We start from the raw sequence: 14,990 nt of genomic DNA on the forward strand, positions 1-14,990 counted from the left end.
CCTCGGCGCTTCTGTGGCCGGACCTCACCGGCCTGGACCCGGCTACACGAAGCTGTAGGGGGGCAGCGGGCCGTTGAAGCGGAACTCGACGTCCTCGACCTGCTCCGCGAGGCGGGCCTGCGCCTCCAGGAAGGCGTCCTTGTTGTCGTCGTGGACCAGCAGGGAGATGCTGAGGATGTCGCCGCCGGCCGGAGCGCGGACGCTGTGGTCCTCCGCGAGGGAGACCAACGCCTGCACAAGCCCCGCGGCGAGGGATTCCTGCCTCTCCTGCACTTCGTTGGCGACGATCTCCCCGAGCTCCATCGGCAGCCGCGGATCGGTGTCGCCCGACCGGATCCGGTCGTTGAGCTCCCGGGCCCGATCCGAGTCGAGGAGGATCTCGCGGAGGAGAGCTTCTTCGTCCTGCGAGGCCTTCACGTGGTACTCGGCGCAGCCCTCCAGCCGCTCCAGAGCCTCCAGATAGCCGTCCGCTCGCTCCAGGAGCACCTGGGTGACCGCCTGGTCGTCGGGCGCCGTGTAACCGAACTGCAGAGGAAGGACCGATCCGTCCGCCATGAGCCGTTCCTGCACCTCCTGGTGGGCGGACAGGTCCCGGCGCCTGGGCCGGATCTCCTCGTCGACATCGGAGACGACCGCGCGCAGCTGCCCGGCGGTGATGGCGCGCAACGGCGCGGGATCCGACCCGACGCCCGTCAGCCCGTCCAGACGACAGGGGTGCGAGGCGGCGATGACGGAGTACACGTAGAGAGGCATCGTCTACTCCCTCTCTCGGCGGGCGGGGCGCCGGGCGGGCCGACGGCGGCGGGGAGCCTCTTCCTCCACCGCCTCTTCTTCCGGCTCTTCCTCGTCGTCCGACCTGCCCGTGAGGGACTGCGTCACCGCGTCCACCGCGCCGCCGATGGCTCCCTTGGACTTGCCGCGCGCCCCGCTCTCGACCGTGTCGCCGACGATGTCGGTCAGTTGCGCGGGGGCCTTCCGGCCCGACTCCAGGTCGAGGCGGTTGCAGGCCTCGGCGAAGCGCAGGTAGGTGTCGACACTGGCGACGACGATCCGTGCGTCGATCTTGAGGATCTCGATGCCCACCAGGGAAACGCGCACGAACACATCGATCACGAGACCGCGGTCGAGGATCAACTCCAGGACGTCGTAGAGACTCGTGCCCCCGCCGCCGGCAGTGGTTCTGCTGACGTTGCTTCCGCCCTGCGGCACCACAGTCATGGCCGCTTCCCTTCGCAGGGCCGGCCCGATCAGGTCGGCCGGTCGATCATGCCCCGGCTGTACCGCCGGGTTCGTTCGTACGAGATCAACTCGCCTTCCTCGTCCATGGTGACCTTGTAACTGGCCAGGATGCTGGTGGTGTCGGGGATCCGCTCCAACTCGAGCACCTCGACCTGCGCCTCCCACCCGTCCTCGCTCGGCCTGAGCGACGAAACCGATTCGGGGACGCGCCCCAGCAACTCCGACAGCTGCTCCACGGCGGAGCGCATCGCCCCGGCCGCGCCGGTCACACCGCGACGCGTTGGTGCCTTGCGCGCCGGCGTCTTGCGGGCCGCGACCTTCCGAGCGGGCCTGGCGGCCCGTCTCTCGCGGTCCTGGCCGTCCTCCGGTGGAGGACGGCGGCTGCGGCCCGGCTCTGCTGCGGCCATGAACCTGCTCCCCTCGCGGACTGATCCGTACGCCTGCCCCAGCAGATCTACAACAAACGCCCGAATTCGTACGAGATCTCTATTATCCCAGCATTCCATGCATATCTGGCATCGGGCCGAGCAGTCCCCGTAGTAAGCGTGCGAGCGGAAAGGAACGGCTCATGGAGGACACCACCAAGATCGCCTTGGCGGCCGCGGTCGCCGGGGGCTACGTACTGGGGCGGACGAAGAAGGGTCGCCTCGCTTTCTCCCTGATCACGTACGCCGCGGGTCGCCGCATGGGCCTCGACCCCCGAGCGATCGCGACGGAGGGCCTGAAGAAGCTGAGCGAGATGCCGCAGGTGGCCGAGCTCGGCGACCAGATCAAGGGCGAGGCACTCGACGCGGGACGTAAGGCCCTCGTGGCCACGGCGAACCGCCGCATGGCCGGACTCGCCGACTCGCTGCGCGAGCGCACTCTCGCCCTGGGCCGGACCGACGAGGACGAGGAGGGCGAAGAGGGCGAAGGGGAGTACGAGGAGGCGGAGGACGGCTACGAGGAGGAGCCCGAGGAGGGCGAGCCCTACGAGGACGAGGAGGGCGAAGAAGAGGAGCCGGAGGAGGAGGAAGAAGAAATCGGGCCCGAAGAGCCCGCGGCCGAGGAGGAACCGGAGGAAGAGGAGGAACCCGAGGAAGAAGAGGAACCGGAGGAAGAAGAGGAAGAGCGCGAAGAGCCGGAGGAGGAGCCCGAGGAAGAGGAAGAGCCCGAGGAAGAGGAAGAGCCCGAGGAGGAGGAAGAGGAGGAGGCTCCGCCGGCCCGCCGTCGACCCGCCCGCCGTTCCGCCCCCGCGTCCAAGACTGCTCCGCGCCGCACCCCGGCCCGCAAGACCGCGCCGGCCAAGAAGGCGGCTCCGGCCAAGAAGGCGACTCCCGCCAAGAAGGCGGCCCCGGCCAAGAAGGCGGCACCTGCCAAGAAGGCTGCCCCGGCCAAGAAGGCCACGAGCTCCGGGACGAAGGCTCCGGCGCGCAAGACGGGCACCGGCTCGGCGAGGAAGAGCGCGTCGAGCGCCACGAAGCGCAGCGCCCCCGCGAAGAAGACCGCGGCCAAGAAGAGCGCGTCGAAGCCGGCCGCGAAGAAGACGGCGGCGAAGAAGAGTACGGGGCGCGCCACGGCGTCCAAGTCCGCGGCGAAGAAGACCGCCGCCACCAAGACGGCCCAGCGCAAGCCGACCGCGCGGAGGTGAACCATGGCCACCAATCGTGCGACCGACGGCGACAAGTCCGGGTTCGACCGGCTGATGGAGGAAGCGTCCGCGTTTCTGTCCACGCAGGCCGAACACCTCGCGGACAAGGCCGTGGACAAGGTGAGCGACCTGACCGAGGGGCTCAACGACGTCGCCGAGAACGGCGGCCAGCTCGCGGGCCTCGGCGGCCGCCTGCTCAAGGGCGACTCCCCGACGAAGGCCGTGCTCGGTCAGGCGTTCAGCGGGCTCAAGGACAAGGTCAAGGACGCCGGCTCGGGACTGTTCGGCGGCAAGAAGAAGAACCGCAAGAGCGGGGGCAAGGCCATGAACATGGTCGAGACCCTCGACGTCGGCGTACCTCTGCGAACCGCCTACGACCACTGGACGCAGTACGAGAACTTCAGCAGCTTCGCGAAGGGTGTGCGGAGCGTCTCGCAAGGTGACGAGACGACCACCGACTGGAAGGTCAAGGTCGGCCCGTCCACCCGCGGCTGGAAGGCCACCGTCCAGGAACAGGTACCCGACGAGCGGATCGTCTGGACGTCAGAAGGCCCCAAGGGCTCCACGCGCGGATGCGTGAGCTTCCACGAACTCGCCCCCTCCCTCACGCGGATCCTCCTGGTCGTGGAGTACTACCCGGCCGGGCTCTTCGAGAAGACGGGCAACCTGTGGCGGGCCCAGGGCCGGCGCATGCGCCTGGACCTGAAGAACTTCGGCCGCTTCGTCACCCTCGGCACCGAGGAGCCGGAAGGCTGGCGCGGGGAGATCCAGGACGGCGAGGTCGTCCGCACCCACGAGGAAGCCGTAGAGGAAGAGGGCGAGGAGCAGGAAGAGGGCGAAGAGCAGGACGGTGAAGAGCAGGAAGAAGGCGAAGAGCAGGCAGAGGAAGGGGAGGAGTACCCCGACGAGGAGGAAGAGGAGGACGACGAGGACGCCTATGAGGACGCGGACGAAGAGGAGGACGGAGACGAGTACGAGGACCAGGACGAGGACGAGTACGAGGAGGAAGACGAGGAGGAGGACGAGGAACCCCGCCGGGCAGGCCGTCGGCGCTGAACACCGGGCGGGACAAGGAGAGGCCGACGGCTCGCGCCGCCGGCCTTCTCCATTGTCAAGGATCAGTGCTTGAGGGCGTCCTTGGCCTTCTGCGCGGCCTGCTTCGCGTCGCCCGCGGCCTGCTCGGCGCGGCCCTTCGCCTCCAGGCTCTCGTTGCCGACGGCCTTGCCGGTGACCTCCTTCGTCTTGCCCTTGACCGTCTTGCCCATGTTCTTGGCCTTTTTCCCAGTGGCCATCCCAGTCACCTCCCAAGGGTGCTATTGGTCCGTTACCCCAGGAAACACGGGCGAAGCGCCCATAACGGGGCGGTCTCACTCCACGGGTCGCCCCGGCAGACGGAAGCCGTCGAACAGGTCGTCCATGCCGCGCAATGCCAGCCGCGTGGGGGTGGCACGGACCGCCAGGTCGCGGGCGGCCACGGCGAGCGGGTGCCGGAGGGCGCCCAGACGGCCCACGCGGCGGGCGCGGACGCGCACGGCGTCGGTGCGGTCGCGGCGGGCGTCGGTGTACGCGGAGAGGGCAGCCGCGATGCCGTCGGCCCCGTCAGCGCCGTCCCCGGCGGGCAGCAGGTGGGCGAGCACGACCGCGTCCTCGACGGCCTGGCAGCCGCCCTGGCCGAGGTTCGGGGCCATGGCGTGGGCGGCGTCGCCGAGCCAGGCGATCCGCCCGTGGTGCAGCCGCGGGAGCGGGGCGGCCAGCTCGTGGAGGTCGTGGTGGAGGACATCGGCGGGGGCCAGACGGTCGACGCGGTCGAGCAGGGCCGGAATCGGGTCGTGCCAGGAGCCGAAGCGTCGGCGGAGTTCGGCGCGGGGGTCGGCCGGCCGTGTGCCGGCCGGGACGGCCGCGGTGGCGTAGAGGTAGAAACGGCCGTCGGAGAGCGGGGTCACGCCGAACCGCTCGCCGCGCCCCCAGGTCTCGCTCATGTCCCGGATCCGCAGGCCGGGGGCCTCCACGAGGGCCCGCCAGGCTACCTCGCCGAGGTAGCGCGGGCCGGGGTGGGCGGGGAAGTAGGCGCGCCGCAGGGGGCTGTGGATCCCGTCGGCGGCGACGACCAGATCGGCCGGGAGGCCCGGACCTTCTTCCGTACGAACGACCGGGTGGCCCGCTGCGTCGTCGATGGCGGTCACGACGGTGCCGAGGCGGAGAGCCTCCACGGGCAGGGCGGCGGAGAGGGCGAGGGCGAGGGCCGGCCGCGGGACGGCGAGAGGAGGCATCCCGTACCGCACCGCCATATCGACGGTGGCTGTCCGGACGAGCCACCGGCCGTCGGAGCGGCGTACTCCCATCGTGGCGGGCACGGCGCTGCCGGTGACCCGGGTGACGTCGACGCCGATGGCGTGGAGTGCGCGCAGCGCGTTGGGCGCGAGGCCGATGCCGGCGCCGGTGGCGGCGGGTTCGGGGGCGCGTTCGCAGACGGTGACGTGCCAGCCGCGGCGGTGGAGTGCCGCCGCGGCCGTGAGGCCGCCTATTCCCGCGCCGACCACTACCGCGCGACGTGTCGGCACGGAACCTCTCTCTCCGGTCGGGGCGCTCGCCGACGGGCCCGTACTCATGTCGTGGGCGCGATGTCCGCCCAGAGGCCGACGGCGTCGGCCGAGAGCGGTGTGATCGCCCGGCCCGGCGCCGCATCGTCCTCGTCCCACCACACGCCCTGTCCGGCGGCCAGAGGGCGGCCCTCGGCGCCGGGCCGCCACTGGCCGCGCACCACGGAGAACACCCCGGCGTGGCCGTCGGGCGGTACGACGGGCCCGGTGACCCGGTCCACCCGCGCCGCCCGGCGGCCGCGTCGCACCATGACGTTGAGCACCCGGCAGGCACCCCCGAGGAGTTCGGCGGCCAACTCCAGGTCACCGGGGAACCCGAGGGGCTCTCCCGCGCGCGCCGTCCGGTCGAACGCCCCGGGGGCCGTCAGCCGCACGCCGTCGCCGGCCAGGAGGGTGAGCGTCCGGTCGACCCCGGGGAACGCCGAGAACGGCCCGTCCCGGTCGATGTCGGCCACGCTCGCTCGCCACTGGAACTCCGTGGCGCCCTCCGGCCGGGAGACGATCTCCCGAGTGGCACCCCCGCCGTTGCGCCACCGGCCCGCCGCCAGATCCTCGACATCGAACCGGTGCATACGGGCTCCTGAGCTGCGTGCGGCAGGGGTGCGGATCACCCCGGCCCCGACCACGATAGGTCCCTCAGAGGGCGCCCACGATGTCCTCGACCCGTGCCTTCGCGTCGCCGAAGAGCATCGAGGTGTTCTCCCTGAAGAACAGCGGGTTCTGTACGCCCGCGTATCCGGAGGCCATCGAGCGCTTGAACACGATCACCTTGTCCGCCTCCCAGACCGTGAGGACCGGCATGCCGGCGAGCGGGCTGCCGGGGTCCTCGGCACCGGCCGGGTTGACCGTGTCGTTGGCGCCGATGACGAGGACGACGTCGGTCTTGGCGAAGTCCTCGTTGATCTCGTCCATTTCGAGCACGATGTCGTACGGCACCTTGGCCTCGGCCAGCAGGACGTTCATGTGGCCGGGCAGGCGGCCGGCGACCGGGTGGATGCCGAACCGTACGTCGACGCCCTTCGCGCGCAGCTTCGAGGTGAGTTCGGCGACCGGGTACTGCGCCTGCGCGACGGCCATGCCGTAGCCGGGCGTGATGATCACCGACCGGGCCGAGCCCAGGAGTTCGGCGGCGCCCTGGGCGGTGATCTCGTGGTGGTCGCCGTAGTCGACGTCTCCACCCGAGGGTGCCTCGATGCCGAAGCCGCCGGCGATGACCGAGAGGAACGAGCGGTTCATCGCCCTGCACATGATGTACGAGAGGTAGGCACCTGAGGAGCCGACCAGCGCGCCCGTGACGATCAGCAGGTCGTTGCCGAGCAGGAAGCCGGAGGCGGCCGCGGCCCAGCCGGAGTAGCTGTTGAGCATGGAGACCACGACCGGCATGTCGCCGCCGCCGATCGAGGCGACCAGGTGCCAGCCGAGGGCCAGCGCGAGGACGGTCACGGTGATCAGCAGCCAGAGTTCCGGCGTGATCACGAACCACACCGTCAGGGCCACGAACAGGACCAGCGAGCCGAGGTTGAGGGCGTTCTTGCCCGGCAGCACCAGCGGCTTGGAGTCGATCTTCGCCGAGAGCTTCAGGTACGCCACGATCGAGCCGGTGAAGGTCACCGCGCCGATGAACAGGCCGATGAACACCTCGGCGTGGTGGATGCCCAGCGTGCCGAGCGCGTCCAGGGCCTCGGCCTCGTGGCCGTCCGGGTCGTGCTCGACGTTGAGGAAGCCGTTCCAGCTGACCAGTACGGCCGCCAGACCGACGAAGGAGTGCAGCAGCGCGATCAGTTCGGGCATGCCGGTCATCTCGACACCGCGGGCTCGCTGCAGACCGATCAGGGCGCCGGTCAGCATCGCGACGGCCATCAGACCGAGGCCGGCGGTGCTGACGTCGCCGTCCACCGCGAGCACGACCGTGGCGACGAGCGCGACGCCCATGCCGAGCATGCCGAACGCGTTGCCGAGCCGTGCCGACTCGTGCTTGGAGAGTCCTGCCAGCGCCAGGATGAACAGCAGCGCGGCAACAAGGTAGGCCGCCTGTGCGGCGAGGGTCGCAGACATGTCAGCTCCGGTTGAACATGGCGAGCATGCGACGCGTCACCGCGAAGCCGCCGAAGACATTGATACTGGCCAGAAGGATCGCCACCGACGACAGCACCGTGACCGCCGTACTCGCGTGGCCGATCTGCAGGAGCGCGCCGACGACGATGATCCCGGAGATCGCGTTCGTCACCGACATCAGCGGCGTGTGCAGGGCGTGGTGCACGTGCCCGATCACGTAGTAGCCGATCACGATCGCGAGGACGAAGACCGTCACGTGGGGCAGCAGCGCCGCGGGGGCGAACCCCGCGACGAGGAACAGCGCCAGCGCACCCAGGGCGACCCCGCCGAACTTCCCCCGCGCCGTCATCGGCGTCTTCTTCGGCGCGGGCGGCGTCGCGGCCGCCGCGGGCGCGGGGGCCGGGGCCGCGGAGACCTGGACCGGCGGAGGCGGCCACGCCGACTCGCCCGCGCGGACGACGGTGATCGAGCGCTGCACCGGGTCGTCCCAGTCGAGGACCAGGCGGCCGTCCTTCTCCGGCGTCATCAGCTTGAGGAGGTTCACCAGGTTCGTGCCGTAGAGCTGCGAGGCCTGCGCCGGCAGCCGGCCCGCCAGGTCCGTGTAGCCGATGATCGTCACGCCGTTCTCCGTGACGACCTTCTCGCCCTTGACGGTGCCGACGACGTTGCCGCCGTTGGCGGCCGCCATGTCGACGATCACCGAACCCGGCTTCATGCTCGCCACCATCTCGGCGGTGATCAGCGTCGGCGCCGGGCGCCCCGGGATGAGCGCGGTGGTGATGACGATGTCGGCCTCGCGGCACTGCGCGGCGTAGAGCTCGACCTCGCGCGCCTTGTAGTCGTCGCCCATCTCCTTCGCGTAGCCCGTCGCCGAGACCTCGACCTCGGGAGACTCGATCGACAGGTACTCGCCGCCCAGCGACCGGACCTGGTCGGCGACCTCCGGACGCGGGTCGGTCGCCCGCACGACCGCACCGAGGGACCCGGCCGTACCGATCGCCGCGAGGCCCGCGACACCGGCGCCCGCGACGAGGACCTTCGCCGGCGGCACCTTGCCCGCCGCCGTCACCTGGCCGGTGAAGAAGCGCCCGAACTCGTGCGCGGCCTCCACCACCGCCCGGTAGCCGGCGATGTTCGCCATCGACGACAGGACGTCCATCGACTGCGCCCGGCTGATGCGCGGCACGGCGTCCATCGACAGCGCGGTGAACGGCCGACGGCCCAGGTCCTCGACCATCGCGGGGTCGAAGGCCGGCGCGAACAGGGCGATCACCGTCGCCTCCGGCCGTACCCGGTCCAGCTGCGACGGGGTGGGGGCGTTGACCGCGAGCACCACGTCGGCGGCCGTAGCGTCGCCGACGGTGGCGCCGGCGGCCTCGTAGGCGCTGTCGGTGAAGCCCGCCGCGGCACCCGCGCCCGGGTCGACGACGACCTCGTACCCCAGTTTGCGGATCTGTTGGATCGTGGCCGGCGTGGCGGACACACGACTCTCACCCGCCCGCACTTCCTTGAGGACTCCGACGATCACGAGTGTTCTCCGTTTCGCTGCTGTGGCTGTCAACGGCGTGTTCTCAACAAGATCAGAAAAGCGCGCCCCTGATCCGGAGCACGCCGCTCAGCTTGGCGGCCGAGAGCTCAGCTTGAACAGCACCCACCGGTGAGGCACACGCAACACTCGACAAACCCGGACCCCGGTGCGTGGGTCCCACATGCCCCCAAAACGGTCGAGGCGCCGTTGGGGAAGCCCTCGTGGGGCGAGCCCCCCGTGCCCGCAGCGCGCCCGCACACCGATCATGCCCAGGTCCAGCCGCTCCTGAGAGAGGACATGAGGGACGGCGAACGACACGGCCGCCACGAGGCATCCAGCCCCCGAAGCGTTCGGAGTCGCGTCCCGGACGGCGTCGGTGGAGGGGCGGGCGTCGTCCGTCGAACGCAGCCCTTCCGCGCGCGCGAGGTTGCCGCCAAGGCGTAGCGGACGATGCCCCGACCGGTGATCTGGGTGCAGAGCGCGGGCGGGACGGCGCGGGGCCGCGACCGGCCCCCTGCTCCGGTCGCGGCTCCGCGGGGGTGAAGGTCGGGTCATCGAGAGATCAACAGCATCCAGTGGCGGCGACCGGTTCACCCGCCTCGTCGTCGACGGTGGCCCCCGTGCCTTCGCAGCAGGTACTGCCCTGTTGCCTGGCCAGGGTGCCGGTGTCGGCCTTGACCACGTACACCTCCCACGGTTCGCGGCCGGGGCCGTGGACCCACACCTTGTCCTGGAGGGCGTGACAACAGGTGGTGTCGCTCTCCTCCGTCGTCGGCAGACCGGCCTCAGTCAGGCGGGCGGTGGCGGCGTGGACCGCCTCGGTGGTGTCGACCTCCACGCCGAGGTGGTCCATGCGGGTGTCCTCGTTCGCGGCGCCTTCGACGAGGACGAGCTTGAGCGGCGGTTCCGCGACGGTGAAGTTGGCGTAGCCCTCACGGAGCTTGGCCGGCTCGGCGCCGAAGAGTTTCGTGTAGAAGGCGACGGACGCCGCCAGGTCGGGAACGCGCAGGGCGAGCTGTACGCGGGACATCGTGTCCTCCAGCCGCGGGTGGGTGGATGAGGCAGGGTCAGCAGCCGCCGGAGGCGGCCGGAACGCCGACGCCGACCTGGAGGGCGACCGGGGTCGCGCAGCAGCCGCCGCCTCCGGTCTCGGTGTCGGCGGACTGGTCGAAGAGGCCGGCGCCGCCGCACACCCCGGTCTCGGGGAGTACGAGCTCGACGCGCTCGGCGGACTCACGGTCACCGGCAAGGGCGGCGACCACGGAGCGAACCTGCTCGTAGCCGGTGAGGGCGAGGAAGGACGGCGCGCGGCCGTAGGACTTCATCCCCACCAGGTACACGCCCTCCTCCGGGTGCGACAGCTCCTTCACCCCGTGCGGGTAGACGGTTCCGCAGGAGTGCTGGTTCGGGTCGATGAGCGGAGCGAGTTCGACGGGGGCCTGGAGGCGGTCGTCGAGACCCAGGCGCAGTTCGTCGAGGAAGGTCAGGTCGGGGCGGAAGCCGGTCAGGACGATGATCTCGTCGACCGGGTCGAGCCGGTGGCCGTCCTCGGCGACCAGGATCAGGCGCTCGCCGTCGCGCTCGATCGCGTCCGTGCGGAAGCCGGTGACGGGCTTCGCGTACCCCTCGTCGACCGCGGCCTTCGCCGCGAGGCCGAGGGCGCCACGGGCGGGGAGCTGGTCGGCGCTGCCCCCACCGAACGTGTCGCCGGAGATGGCGCGCCGCAGGATCCAGGTCACACGGGTGTCCGCGCCGTCCTGGGACTTCGCGAGAGCGGCGAGCGAGGCGAGCGCGGTGAAGGCGGAGGCTCCGGAGCCGATGACGGCAGTGCGCTTGCCGGCATATCGGGCCCGCACGGCGGGGTCCTTGAGGTCGGGAACGCGGTAGGAGATCCTGTCGGCCGCCGCGCCCTCGCCGAGGGCCGGGAGGCCGTCGCCGCCGACCGGGCTCGGGGTGGACCACGTACCTGAGGCGTCGATGACGGCCCGGGCGAGGACACGCTCCTCGCGTCCGTCGCCGTAGCGGACGTGCACGGTGAAGGGCTGCTGCGCGCGGTCGGCGTCGACGACGCGGTCGCGTCCGGTGCGGGAGACGCCGGTGACCCGGGCGTCGAGCCGGATCCTGTCGCCGAGGACGTCCGCGAGCGGCTGAAGGTAGTCGGCCGCCCAGTCTCCGCCGGTCGGATACGTGTCCCCATCGGGCTTCACCCAGCCGGTCGCGGCCAGGAGCTTCTCGGCAACCGGGTCGGTGACCTCGCCCCACGCCGAGAAGAGCCGCACGTGGGACCACTCCCGTACAGCCGCTCCCGCCTGGGTGCCGGCCTCCAGGACCAGGGGCTCCAGCCCCCGGTCGACGAGGTGCGCGGCAGCGGCCAGACCGGCAGGTCCGGCTCCGATGACCGCGACGGGCAGCTGGTCGGTGACGTTCACGACTCTTCCCCTTTGATTCGACGTTTGTCGATCTCGTGTGCCTTCAGTATGGCACTTGATTAGACAAGCGTCAACATAGACATTTATCTAATCAAGGCGGGTATCACCCCCGGACCGGGCCTGCGCTCGCACGTCGGGTCCGCCGACCGCCCTCCCCGGCGACCGGACTCCTGGTTCGACATGTGTCAACATAGATACATGTCGAATGCGAAGTCGCTGCCGGTGCTGGAGCCCGAGATGGCGCCCTGCTGCCCGCCTCTGAACGAGCGGCCGCTGACCGCCGAGGAGGCCGAGCGGACCGCTCCCCTGTTCAAGGCGCTGGGCGATCCGGTCCGGCTGCGGCTCTTCTCCTCCGTCGCCTCGCACGAGGGCGGGGAGGCATGCGTCTGCGACATCTCCGACGTCGGCGTCTCCCAGCCCACGGTGTCCCACCACCTGAAGAAGCTGAAGGAAGCCGGGCTGCTCTCCTCGGAAAGGCGCGGCACCTGGGTCTACTACCGCGTCGAGCCCACTGTCCTCGCGGCCATGGGAGCCCTCCTCACCAAGGCAGCCTCGGCCTGACCTCGTTTCGCGGTCGCCGTGGTGCCGCGGGCGCCGTCACGTGACGTCGCTCGTGGGCGAACCGCGCGTCGCGCGGCCGACGCGCTGGGCACGTCGTGATCTTCCCCGAGTTCGACCGCCCGGGAGATTCGCTTGTCCGTTCACGCGCGGGGCCGTGCCACCGACCCCGTTCTCATGGAGCGATCCATTAGGCCGGCATCGGCGAGGGCAACGCCTTCTTCGAGACCGTCGCCTCCGCCTGCGGGGCGGCAGTTGGACGCGCCCAAGCACGCAGGCACGTTACGGCCGAACCGCGCCGCAGCCCGAGTCAGGGGCGGCGGCGCCGAACGTCGGGAGGGCCGGGTCGCCAGAGAGTGATCCTCCTTGCCGGCCTTCTCGGTGCCGGCGAGAAACGCGCCCCGCGAGGCCAGGACGCCCGGCGCAGGACGGTAGTGCACCCAGGTGTCGCGAGCGACACCGTCAGGTCACAGACACAGAGCTCTCCGGCCGGTGCCCGGTCGATGAGGTGGATGGTCCGCAGACGAGTCTGGTCAGCCATCGCCTTCAACTGGGCGGTAAGCGCCTTGACTTCGTCGCGGTCGATCAGCCGCGCCAGGCAGAGCAGGGCACACAGCGCTCCTCGTTCACGTCCTCGATCGGTATGCCCGCCGACGGAGTTGCCAGGCGGACACCATACGAGCAGACAAGATCGCACGGTGAATCCGGGTATCGGCATCCGGCAGGCGAGGGATGAAGGCGGGGCTCTCCGGCGGCTTCCGTGCCCTGGGTGGGGATGTGTCCGCGAGGCCCCCTGAGTCCGAGCGGGGCGAGGTGGGCGAGAGCGGGGCGGAAGCCGGTGCACCAGATGATCCCGTCGGCGTCGGCCCGCGTACCGTCGGCCCATTCGACGCCGGTCCTCGTCAGCCGCGTGAACATCGGCTGTGCCTTTGCGCTCCGGAGTTCCCGCCTCCGACGACGATGATCCGCATGCCGGCGAACTCACCCGGCGTGCGGTACTCGACGGTGTGGAGCTGCCGCCCCCGAAAGGCGTCGCGTCCCGGGACGGAGGGAAGGAACGGCCGTGACCACGTTCCGGTGGCGCTGACGACGGCGCGGGCGCGCCCCGTACCGGAGTCGGTCTCGACGTGAAGGCGCTCGCCGTCGCGGCGGACCGCCTGAACGCGAACGGGCCGGTGGACCGGAAGCTCGTACCGCTGCTCGTAGTCGGCCAGGTACTCGACGACGTGGGCTGTGTCGGGGTAGGTCTCCCCCTGTTGCGGCGGCATGGGGCGACCGGGCAGGGACGAGTACGCGGCCGGCGAGAAGAGGTGCAGCGAGTCCCACGTGGGCTGCCGGGCACCGCCCGGGGTGGGCTGAGCGTCCAGGACAGCTAAGTCGAGGCCGCCGAAGCGCCGCAGGTGATAACCGGCGGCAAGTCCCGCCTGACCGCCACCGATGACGACGACGTCAAGTGCCTTGCTCATCTCCTCGACTTCCCTTCATCCGGCCGCGCCTCGCCCGGTCGGAGGGGTGAGCCGCACAGTAGCGATACGGCGGGGCTACCGCTGGGCGTGGGCGAACTTCTTCCGCCAGGCCAGCGACACGTACACGAGCGCGACCAGGACCGGGACCTCGATGAGGGGGCCGACGACTCCGGAGAGGGCCTGTCCGCTGGTGACGCCGAAGGTGGCGATGGCGACGGCGATGGCGAGTTCGAAGTTGTTGCCGGCGGCGGTGAAGGCGAGCGTTGCGGTGCGGTCGTAGTTCAGGCCGATGGCCTTGCCGAGGGCGAAGGTGCCGAACCACATGACCGCGAAGTAGACGAGGAGCGGCAGCGCGATTCTCGCGACGTCCGACGGCTGGGAGGTGATGGTCTTCCCCTGGAGGGCGAAGAGGATGACGATCGTGAAGAGCAGTCCGTAGAGCGCCCACGGTCCGGTCTTCGGCAGGAACTTCGCCTCGTACGACTCCCTGCCCATCCGCTGTTCACCGATCCGGCGGGTGAGGAATCCGGCCACCAGCGGAACGCCGAGGAAGATGACGACGTTCAGGGCGATCTCCCCCATCGAGACGTCGAGCCTCTTGCCCTCGCCGAGGCCCAGCCAGCCGGGCAGCAGGTCGAGGTAGAACCAGCCCAGGACCCCGAAGGCGACGACCTGGAAGACCGAGTTCAGCGCGACGAGGACGGCGGCCGCCTCGCGGTCGCCACAGGCCAGGTCGTTCCAGATGATCACCATGGCGATGCAGCGCGCCAGGCCCACGACGATCAGGCCGGTGCGGTACTCCGGAAGGTCCGGCAGGAAGATCCAGGCGAGGGCGAACATGAGCGCCGGACCGAGGATCCAGTTGATGACGAGCGACGAGACCATGAGCTTCCGGTCGCCGGTGACGGCGTCGAGCCTGTCGTACCGGACCTTGGCGAGGACCGGGTACATCATGATCAGCAGGCCGACGGCGATGGGCAGCGAGATGCCACCGATCTCGACCTTGGCCAGCGTGTCGTTCAGGCCGGGGATCAGCCGCCCGAGCCCGAGGCCGAGGCCCATGGCAAGGAGGATCCAGACGGCGAGGAAGCGGTCGAGCGTCGACAGCCTCGCGACGACCGAGGAGTCCGCCGCCGGCGCGGGCGCTTGGGTGGGGGTCACGGGCAGGCCCTCTTGTTCTCGGCAGCTGAACGGGCGGACTCGGCCAGGTCGGCGAACTGGGCCGCGAGCTGGGCGATGACGTCCGGCTTCAAGCGGTAGTACGTGAAGCGACCGCATGGCTCGGTCTCCACCACACCGGCCTCGCGCAGCACGCGGAGGTGGTTGGAGAGGTTGGTCTGCTTGGCGCCCGTCTCCTCGACGAGGTGGGTGGTGCAGAGGGTTTCGCGGGCGAGCAGGGTCACGACCTGGAGCCTGAGGGGATCGGCCAGAACCCGGATCAGATCAGTGTCGACTGACGTCATCATGGACTGATATTTTCACATC

The 14,990-nt window shown here is 70.5% G+C and carries 15 protein-coding genes and 1 pseudogene; 3 read left to right on the forward strand and 13 right to left on the reverse strand.

Going from position 1 to position 14,990, the window contains the following annotated elements; genetic code table 11:
- Window positions 1-42 precede the first annotated feature (42 nt).
- The 3 genes from ACZ51I_RS08910 to ACZ51I_RS08920 are packed head-to-tail and all read right to left on the reverse strand — an operon-like array spanning window position 43 to window position 1,646.
- The gene (locus ACZ51I_RS08910) at window positions 43-753 is read right to left on the reverse strand and encodes a GvpL/GvpF family gas vesicle protein (protein WP_468872911.1); all 711 of its coding nucleotides are present in this window, start codon (window positions 751-753) and stop codon (window positions 43-45) included.
- Window positions 754-756: 3 nt separating this feature from the next.
- On the reverse strand, window positions 757-1,218 hold the full coding sequence (locus ACZ51I_RS08915; protein ID WP_468872914.1) for a gas vesicle structural protein GvpA: 462 nt from the start codon (window positions 1,216-1,218) through the stop codon (window positions 757-759).
- A gap of 29 nt (window positions 1,219-1,247) precedes the next feature.
- Window positions 1,248-1,646 (reverse strand): gas vesicle protein GvpO, encoded by a 399-nt coding sequence (locus tag ACZ51I_RS08920; RefSeq protein ID WP_468872916.1) that lies wholly within the window; start codon window positions 1,644-1,646, stop codon window positions 1,248-1,250.
- A gap of 161 nt (window positions 1,647-1,807) precedes the next feature.
- Here ACZ51I_RS08920 and ACZ51I_RS08925 point away from each other — a divergent pair, with 161 nt between their 5' ends.
- Both ACZ51I_RS08925 and ACZ51I_RS08930 read left to right on the forward strand, forming a co-directional pair.
- On the forward strand, window positions 1,808-2,869 hold the full coding sequence (locus ACZ51I_RS08925) for a histone protein (RefSeq protein ID WP_468872919.1): 1,062 nt from the start codon (window positions 1,808-1,810) through the stop codon (window positions 2,867-2,869).
- Between the two features lie 3 nt (window positions 2,870-2,872).
- Window positions 2,873-3,925, forward strand: a complete 1,053-nt coding sequence (locus tag ACZ51I_RS08930; protein WP_468872921.1) for an SRPBCC family protein — start codon at window positions 2,873-2,875, stop codon at window positions 3,923-3,925.
- A 62-nt stretch (window positions 3,926-3,987) separates the two neighbouring features.
- Here ACZ51I_RS08930 and ACZ51I_RS08935 read toward each other — a convergent pair whose 3' ends face one another.
- The 7 genes from ACZ51I_RS08935 to ACZ51I_RS08965 form a co-directional block, all read right to left on the reverse strand.
- A complete protein-coding gene (locus ACZ51I_RS08935; RefSeq protein WP_358474512.1) occupies window positions 3,988-4,161 on the reverse strand; it encodes a CsbD family protein in 174 nt (57 codons plus the stop codon).
- 75 nt (window positions 4,162-4,236) lie between these two features.
- The gene (locus ACZ51I_RS08940) at window positions 4,237-5,430 is read right to left on the reverse strand and encodes an FAD-dependent oxidoreductase (RefSeq protein WP_468872924.1); all 1,194 of its coding nucleotides are present in this window, start codon (window positions 5,428-5,430) and stop codon (window positions 4,237-4,239) included.
- 44 nt (window positions 5,431-5,474) lie between these two features.
- Complete coding sequence (locus tag ACZ51I_RS08945; RefSeq protein ID WP_468872926.1) at window positions 5,475-6,041, reverse strand: HutD/Ves family protein; 567 nt, start codon at window positions 6,039-6,041, stop codon at window positions 5,475-5,477.
- Window positions 6,042-6,105: 64 nt separating this feature from the next.
- Window positions 6,106-7,524: a Re/Si-specific NAD(P)(+) transhydrogenase subunit beta gene (pntB, locus tag ACZ51I_RS08950; RefSeq protein ID WP_468872928.1), complete on the reverse strand. Its 1,419-nt coding sequence runs from the start codon at window positions 7,522-7,524 to the stop codon at window positions 6,106-6,108.
- A 1-nt stretch (window position 7,525) separates the two neighbouring features.
- The gene (locus tag ACZ51I_RS08955; RefSeq protein WP_468872931.1) at window positions 7,526-9,052 is read right to left on the reverse strand and encodes a Re/Si-specific NAD(P)(+) transhydrogenase subunit alpha; all 1,527 of its coding nucleotides are present in this window, start codon (window positions 9,050-9,052) and stop codon (window positions 7,526-7,528) included.
- Between the two features lie 562 nt (window positions 9,053-9,614).
- The gene (locus ACZ51I_RS08960; RefSeq protein WP_468872934.1) at window positions 9,615-10,082 is read right to left on the reverse strand and encodes an ArsI/CadI family heavy metal resistance metalloenzyme; all 468 of its coding nucleotides are present in this window, start codon (window positions 10,080-10,082) and stop codon (window positions 9,615-9,617) included.
- 37 nt (window positions 10,083-10,119) lie between these two features.
- Complete coding sequence (locus ACZ51I_RS08965) at window positions 10,120-11,481, reverse strand: NAD(P)-binding domain-containing protein (RefSeq protein ID WP_468872937.1); 1,362 nt, start codon at window positions 11,479-11,481, stop codon at window positions 10,120-10,122.
- Between the two features lie 198 nt (window positions 11,482-11,679).
- Between ACZ51I_RS08965 and ACZ51I_RS08970 the strand changes: the two genes are divergently transcribed.
- Window positions 11,680-12,042, forward strand: a complete 363-nt coding sequence (locus ACZ51I_RS08970; protein ID WP_468872940.1) for an ArsR/SmtB family transcription factor — start codon at window positions 11,680-11,682, stop codon at window positions 12,040-12,042.
- 729 nt (window positions 12,043-12,771) lie between these two features.
- Here ACZ51I_RS08970 and ACZ51I_RS08975 read toward each other — a convergent pair.
- The 3 genes and pseudogenes from ACZ51I_RS08975 to ACZ51I_RS08985 form a co-directional block, all read right to left on the reverse strand.
- A pseudogene (locus ACZ51I_RS08975) lies at window positions 12,772-13,505 on the reverse strand (FAD-dependent oxidoreductase); the annotation flags it as partial.
- A gap of 75 nt (window positions 13,506-13,580) precedes the next feature.
- Complete coding sequence (gene arsB / locus ACZ51I_RS08980; RefSeq protein ID WP_468872943.1) at window positions 13,581-14,666, reverse strand: ACR3 family arsenite efflux transporter; 1,086 nt, start codon at window positions 14,664-14,666, stop codon at window positions 13,581-13,583.
- Window positions 14,663-14,971 (reverse strand): ArsR/SmtB family transcription factor, encoded by a 309-nt coding sequence (locus ACZ51I_RS08985; protein WP_468872945.1) that lies wholly within the window; start codon window positions 14,969-14,971, stop codon window positions 14,663-14,665. Before ACZ51I_RS08985 ends, arsB begins: the two co-directional genes overlap by 4 nt.
- Window positions 14,972-14,990: the final 19 nt, after the last annotated feature.

It is taken from the genome of Streptomyces sp. NPDC034084 (assembly GCF_055575535.1).

Coding starts and splice junctions, on each gene's coding strand:
- ACZ51I_RS08930 (WP_468872921.1), top strand. CDS start 2,873: ATGGCCACCAATCGTGCGACCGACGGCGACAAGTCCGGGTTCGACCGG.
- ACZ51I_RS08960 (WP_468872934.1), bottom strand. CDS start 10,082: ATGTCCCGCGTACAGCTCGCCCTGCGCGTTCCCGACCTGGCGGCGTCC.
- ACZ51I_RS08915 (WP_468872914.1), bottom strand. CDS start 1,218: ATGACTGTGGTGCCGCAGGGCGGAAGCAACGTCAGCAGAACCACTGCC.
- ACZ51I_RS08925 (WP_468872919.1), top strand. CDS start 1,808: ATGGAGGACACCACCAAGATCGCCTTGGCGGCCGCGGTCGCCGGGGGC.
- ACZ51I_RS08935 (WP_358474512.1), bottom strand. CDS start 4,161: ATGGCCACTGGGAAAAAGGCCAAGAACATGGGCAAGACGGTCAAGGGC.
- ACZ51I_RS08920 (WP_468872916.1), bottom strand. CDS start 1,646: ATGGCCGCAGCAGAGCCGGGCCGCAGCCGCCGTCCTCCACCGGAGGAC.
- ACZ51I_RS08970 (WP_468872940.1), top strand. CDS start 11,680: ATGTCGAATGCGAAGTCGCTGCCGGTGCTGGAGCCCGAGATGGCGCCC.
- pntB (WP_468872928.1), bottom strand. CDS start 7,524: ATGTCTGCGACCCTCGCCGCACAGGCGGCCTACCTTGTTGCCGCGCTG.
- ACZ51I_RS08910 (WP_468872911.1), bottom strand. CDS start 753: ATGCCTCTCTACGTGTACTCCGTCATCGCCGCCTCGCACCCCTGTCGT.
- ACZ51I_RS08985 (WP_468872945.1), bottom strand. CDS start 14,971: ATGATGACGTCAGTCGACACTGATCTGATCCGGGTTCTGGCCGATCCC.
- ACZ51I_RS08945 (WP_468872926.1), bottom strand. CDS start 6,041: ATGCACCGGTTCGATGTCGAGGATCTGGCGGCGGGCCGGTGGCGCAAC.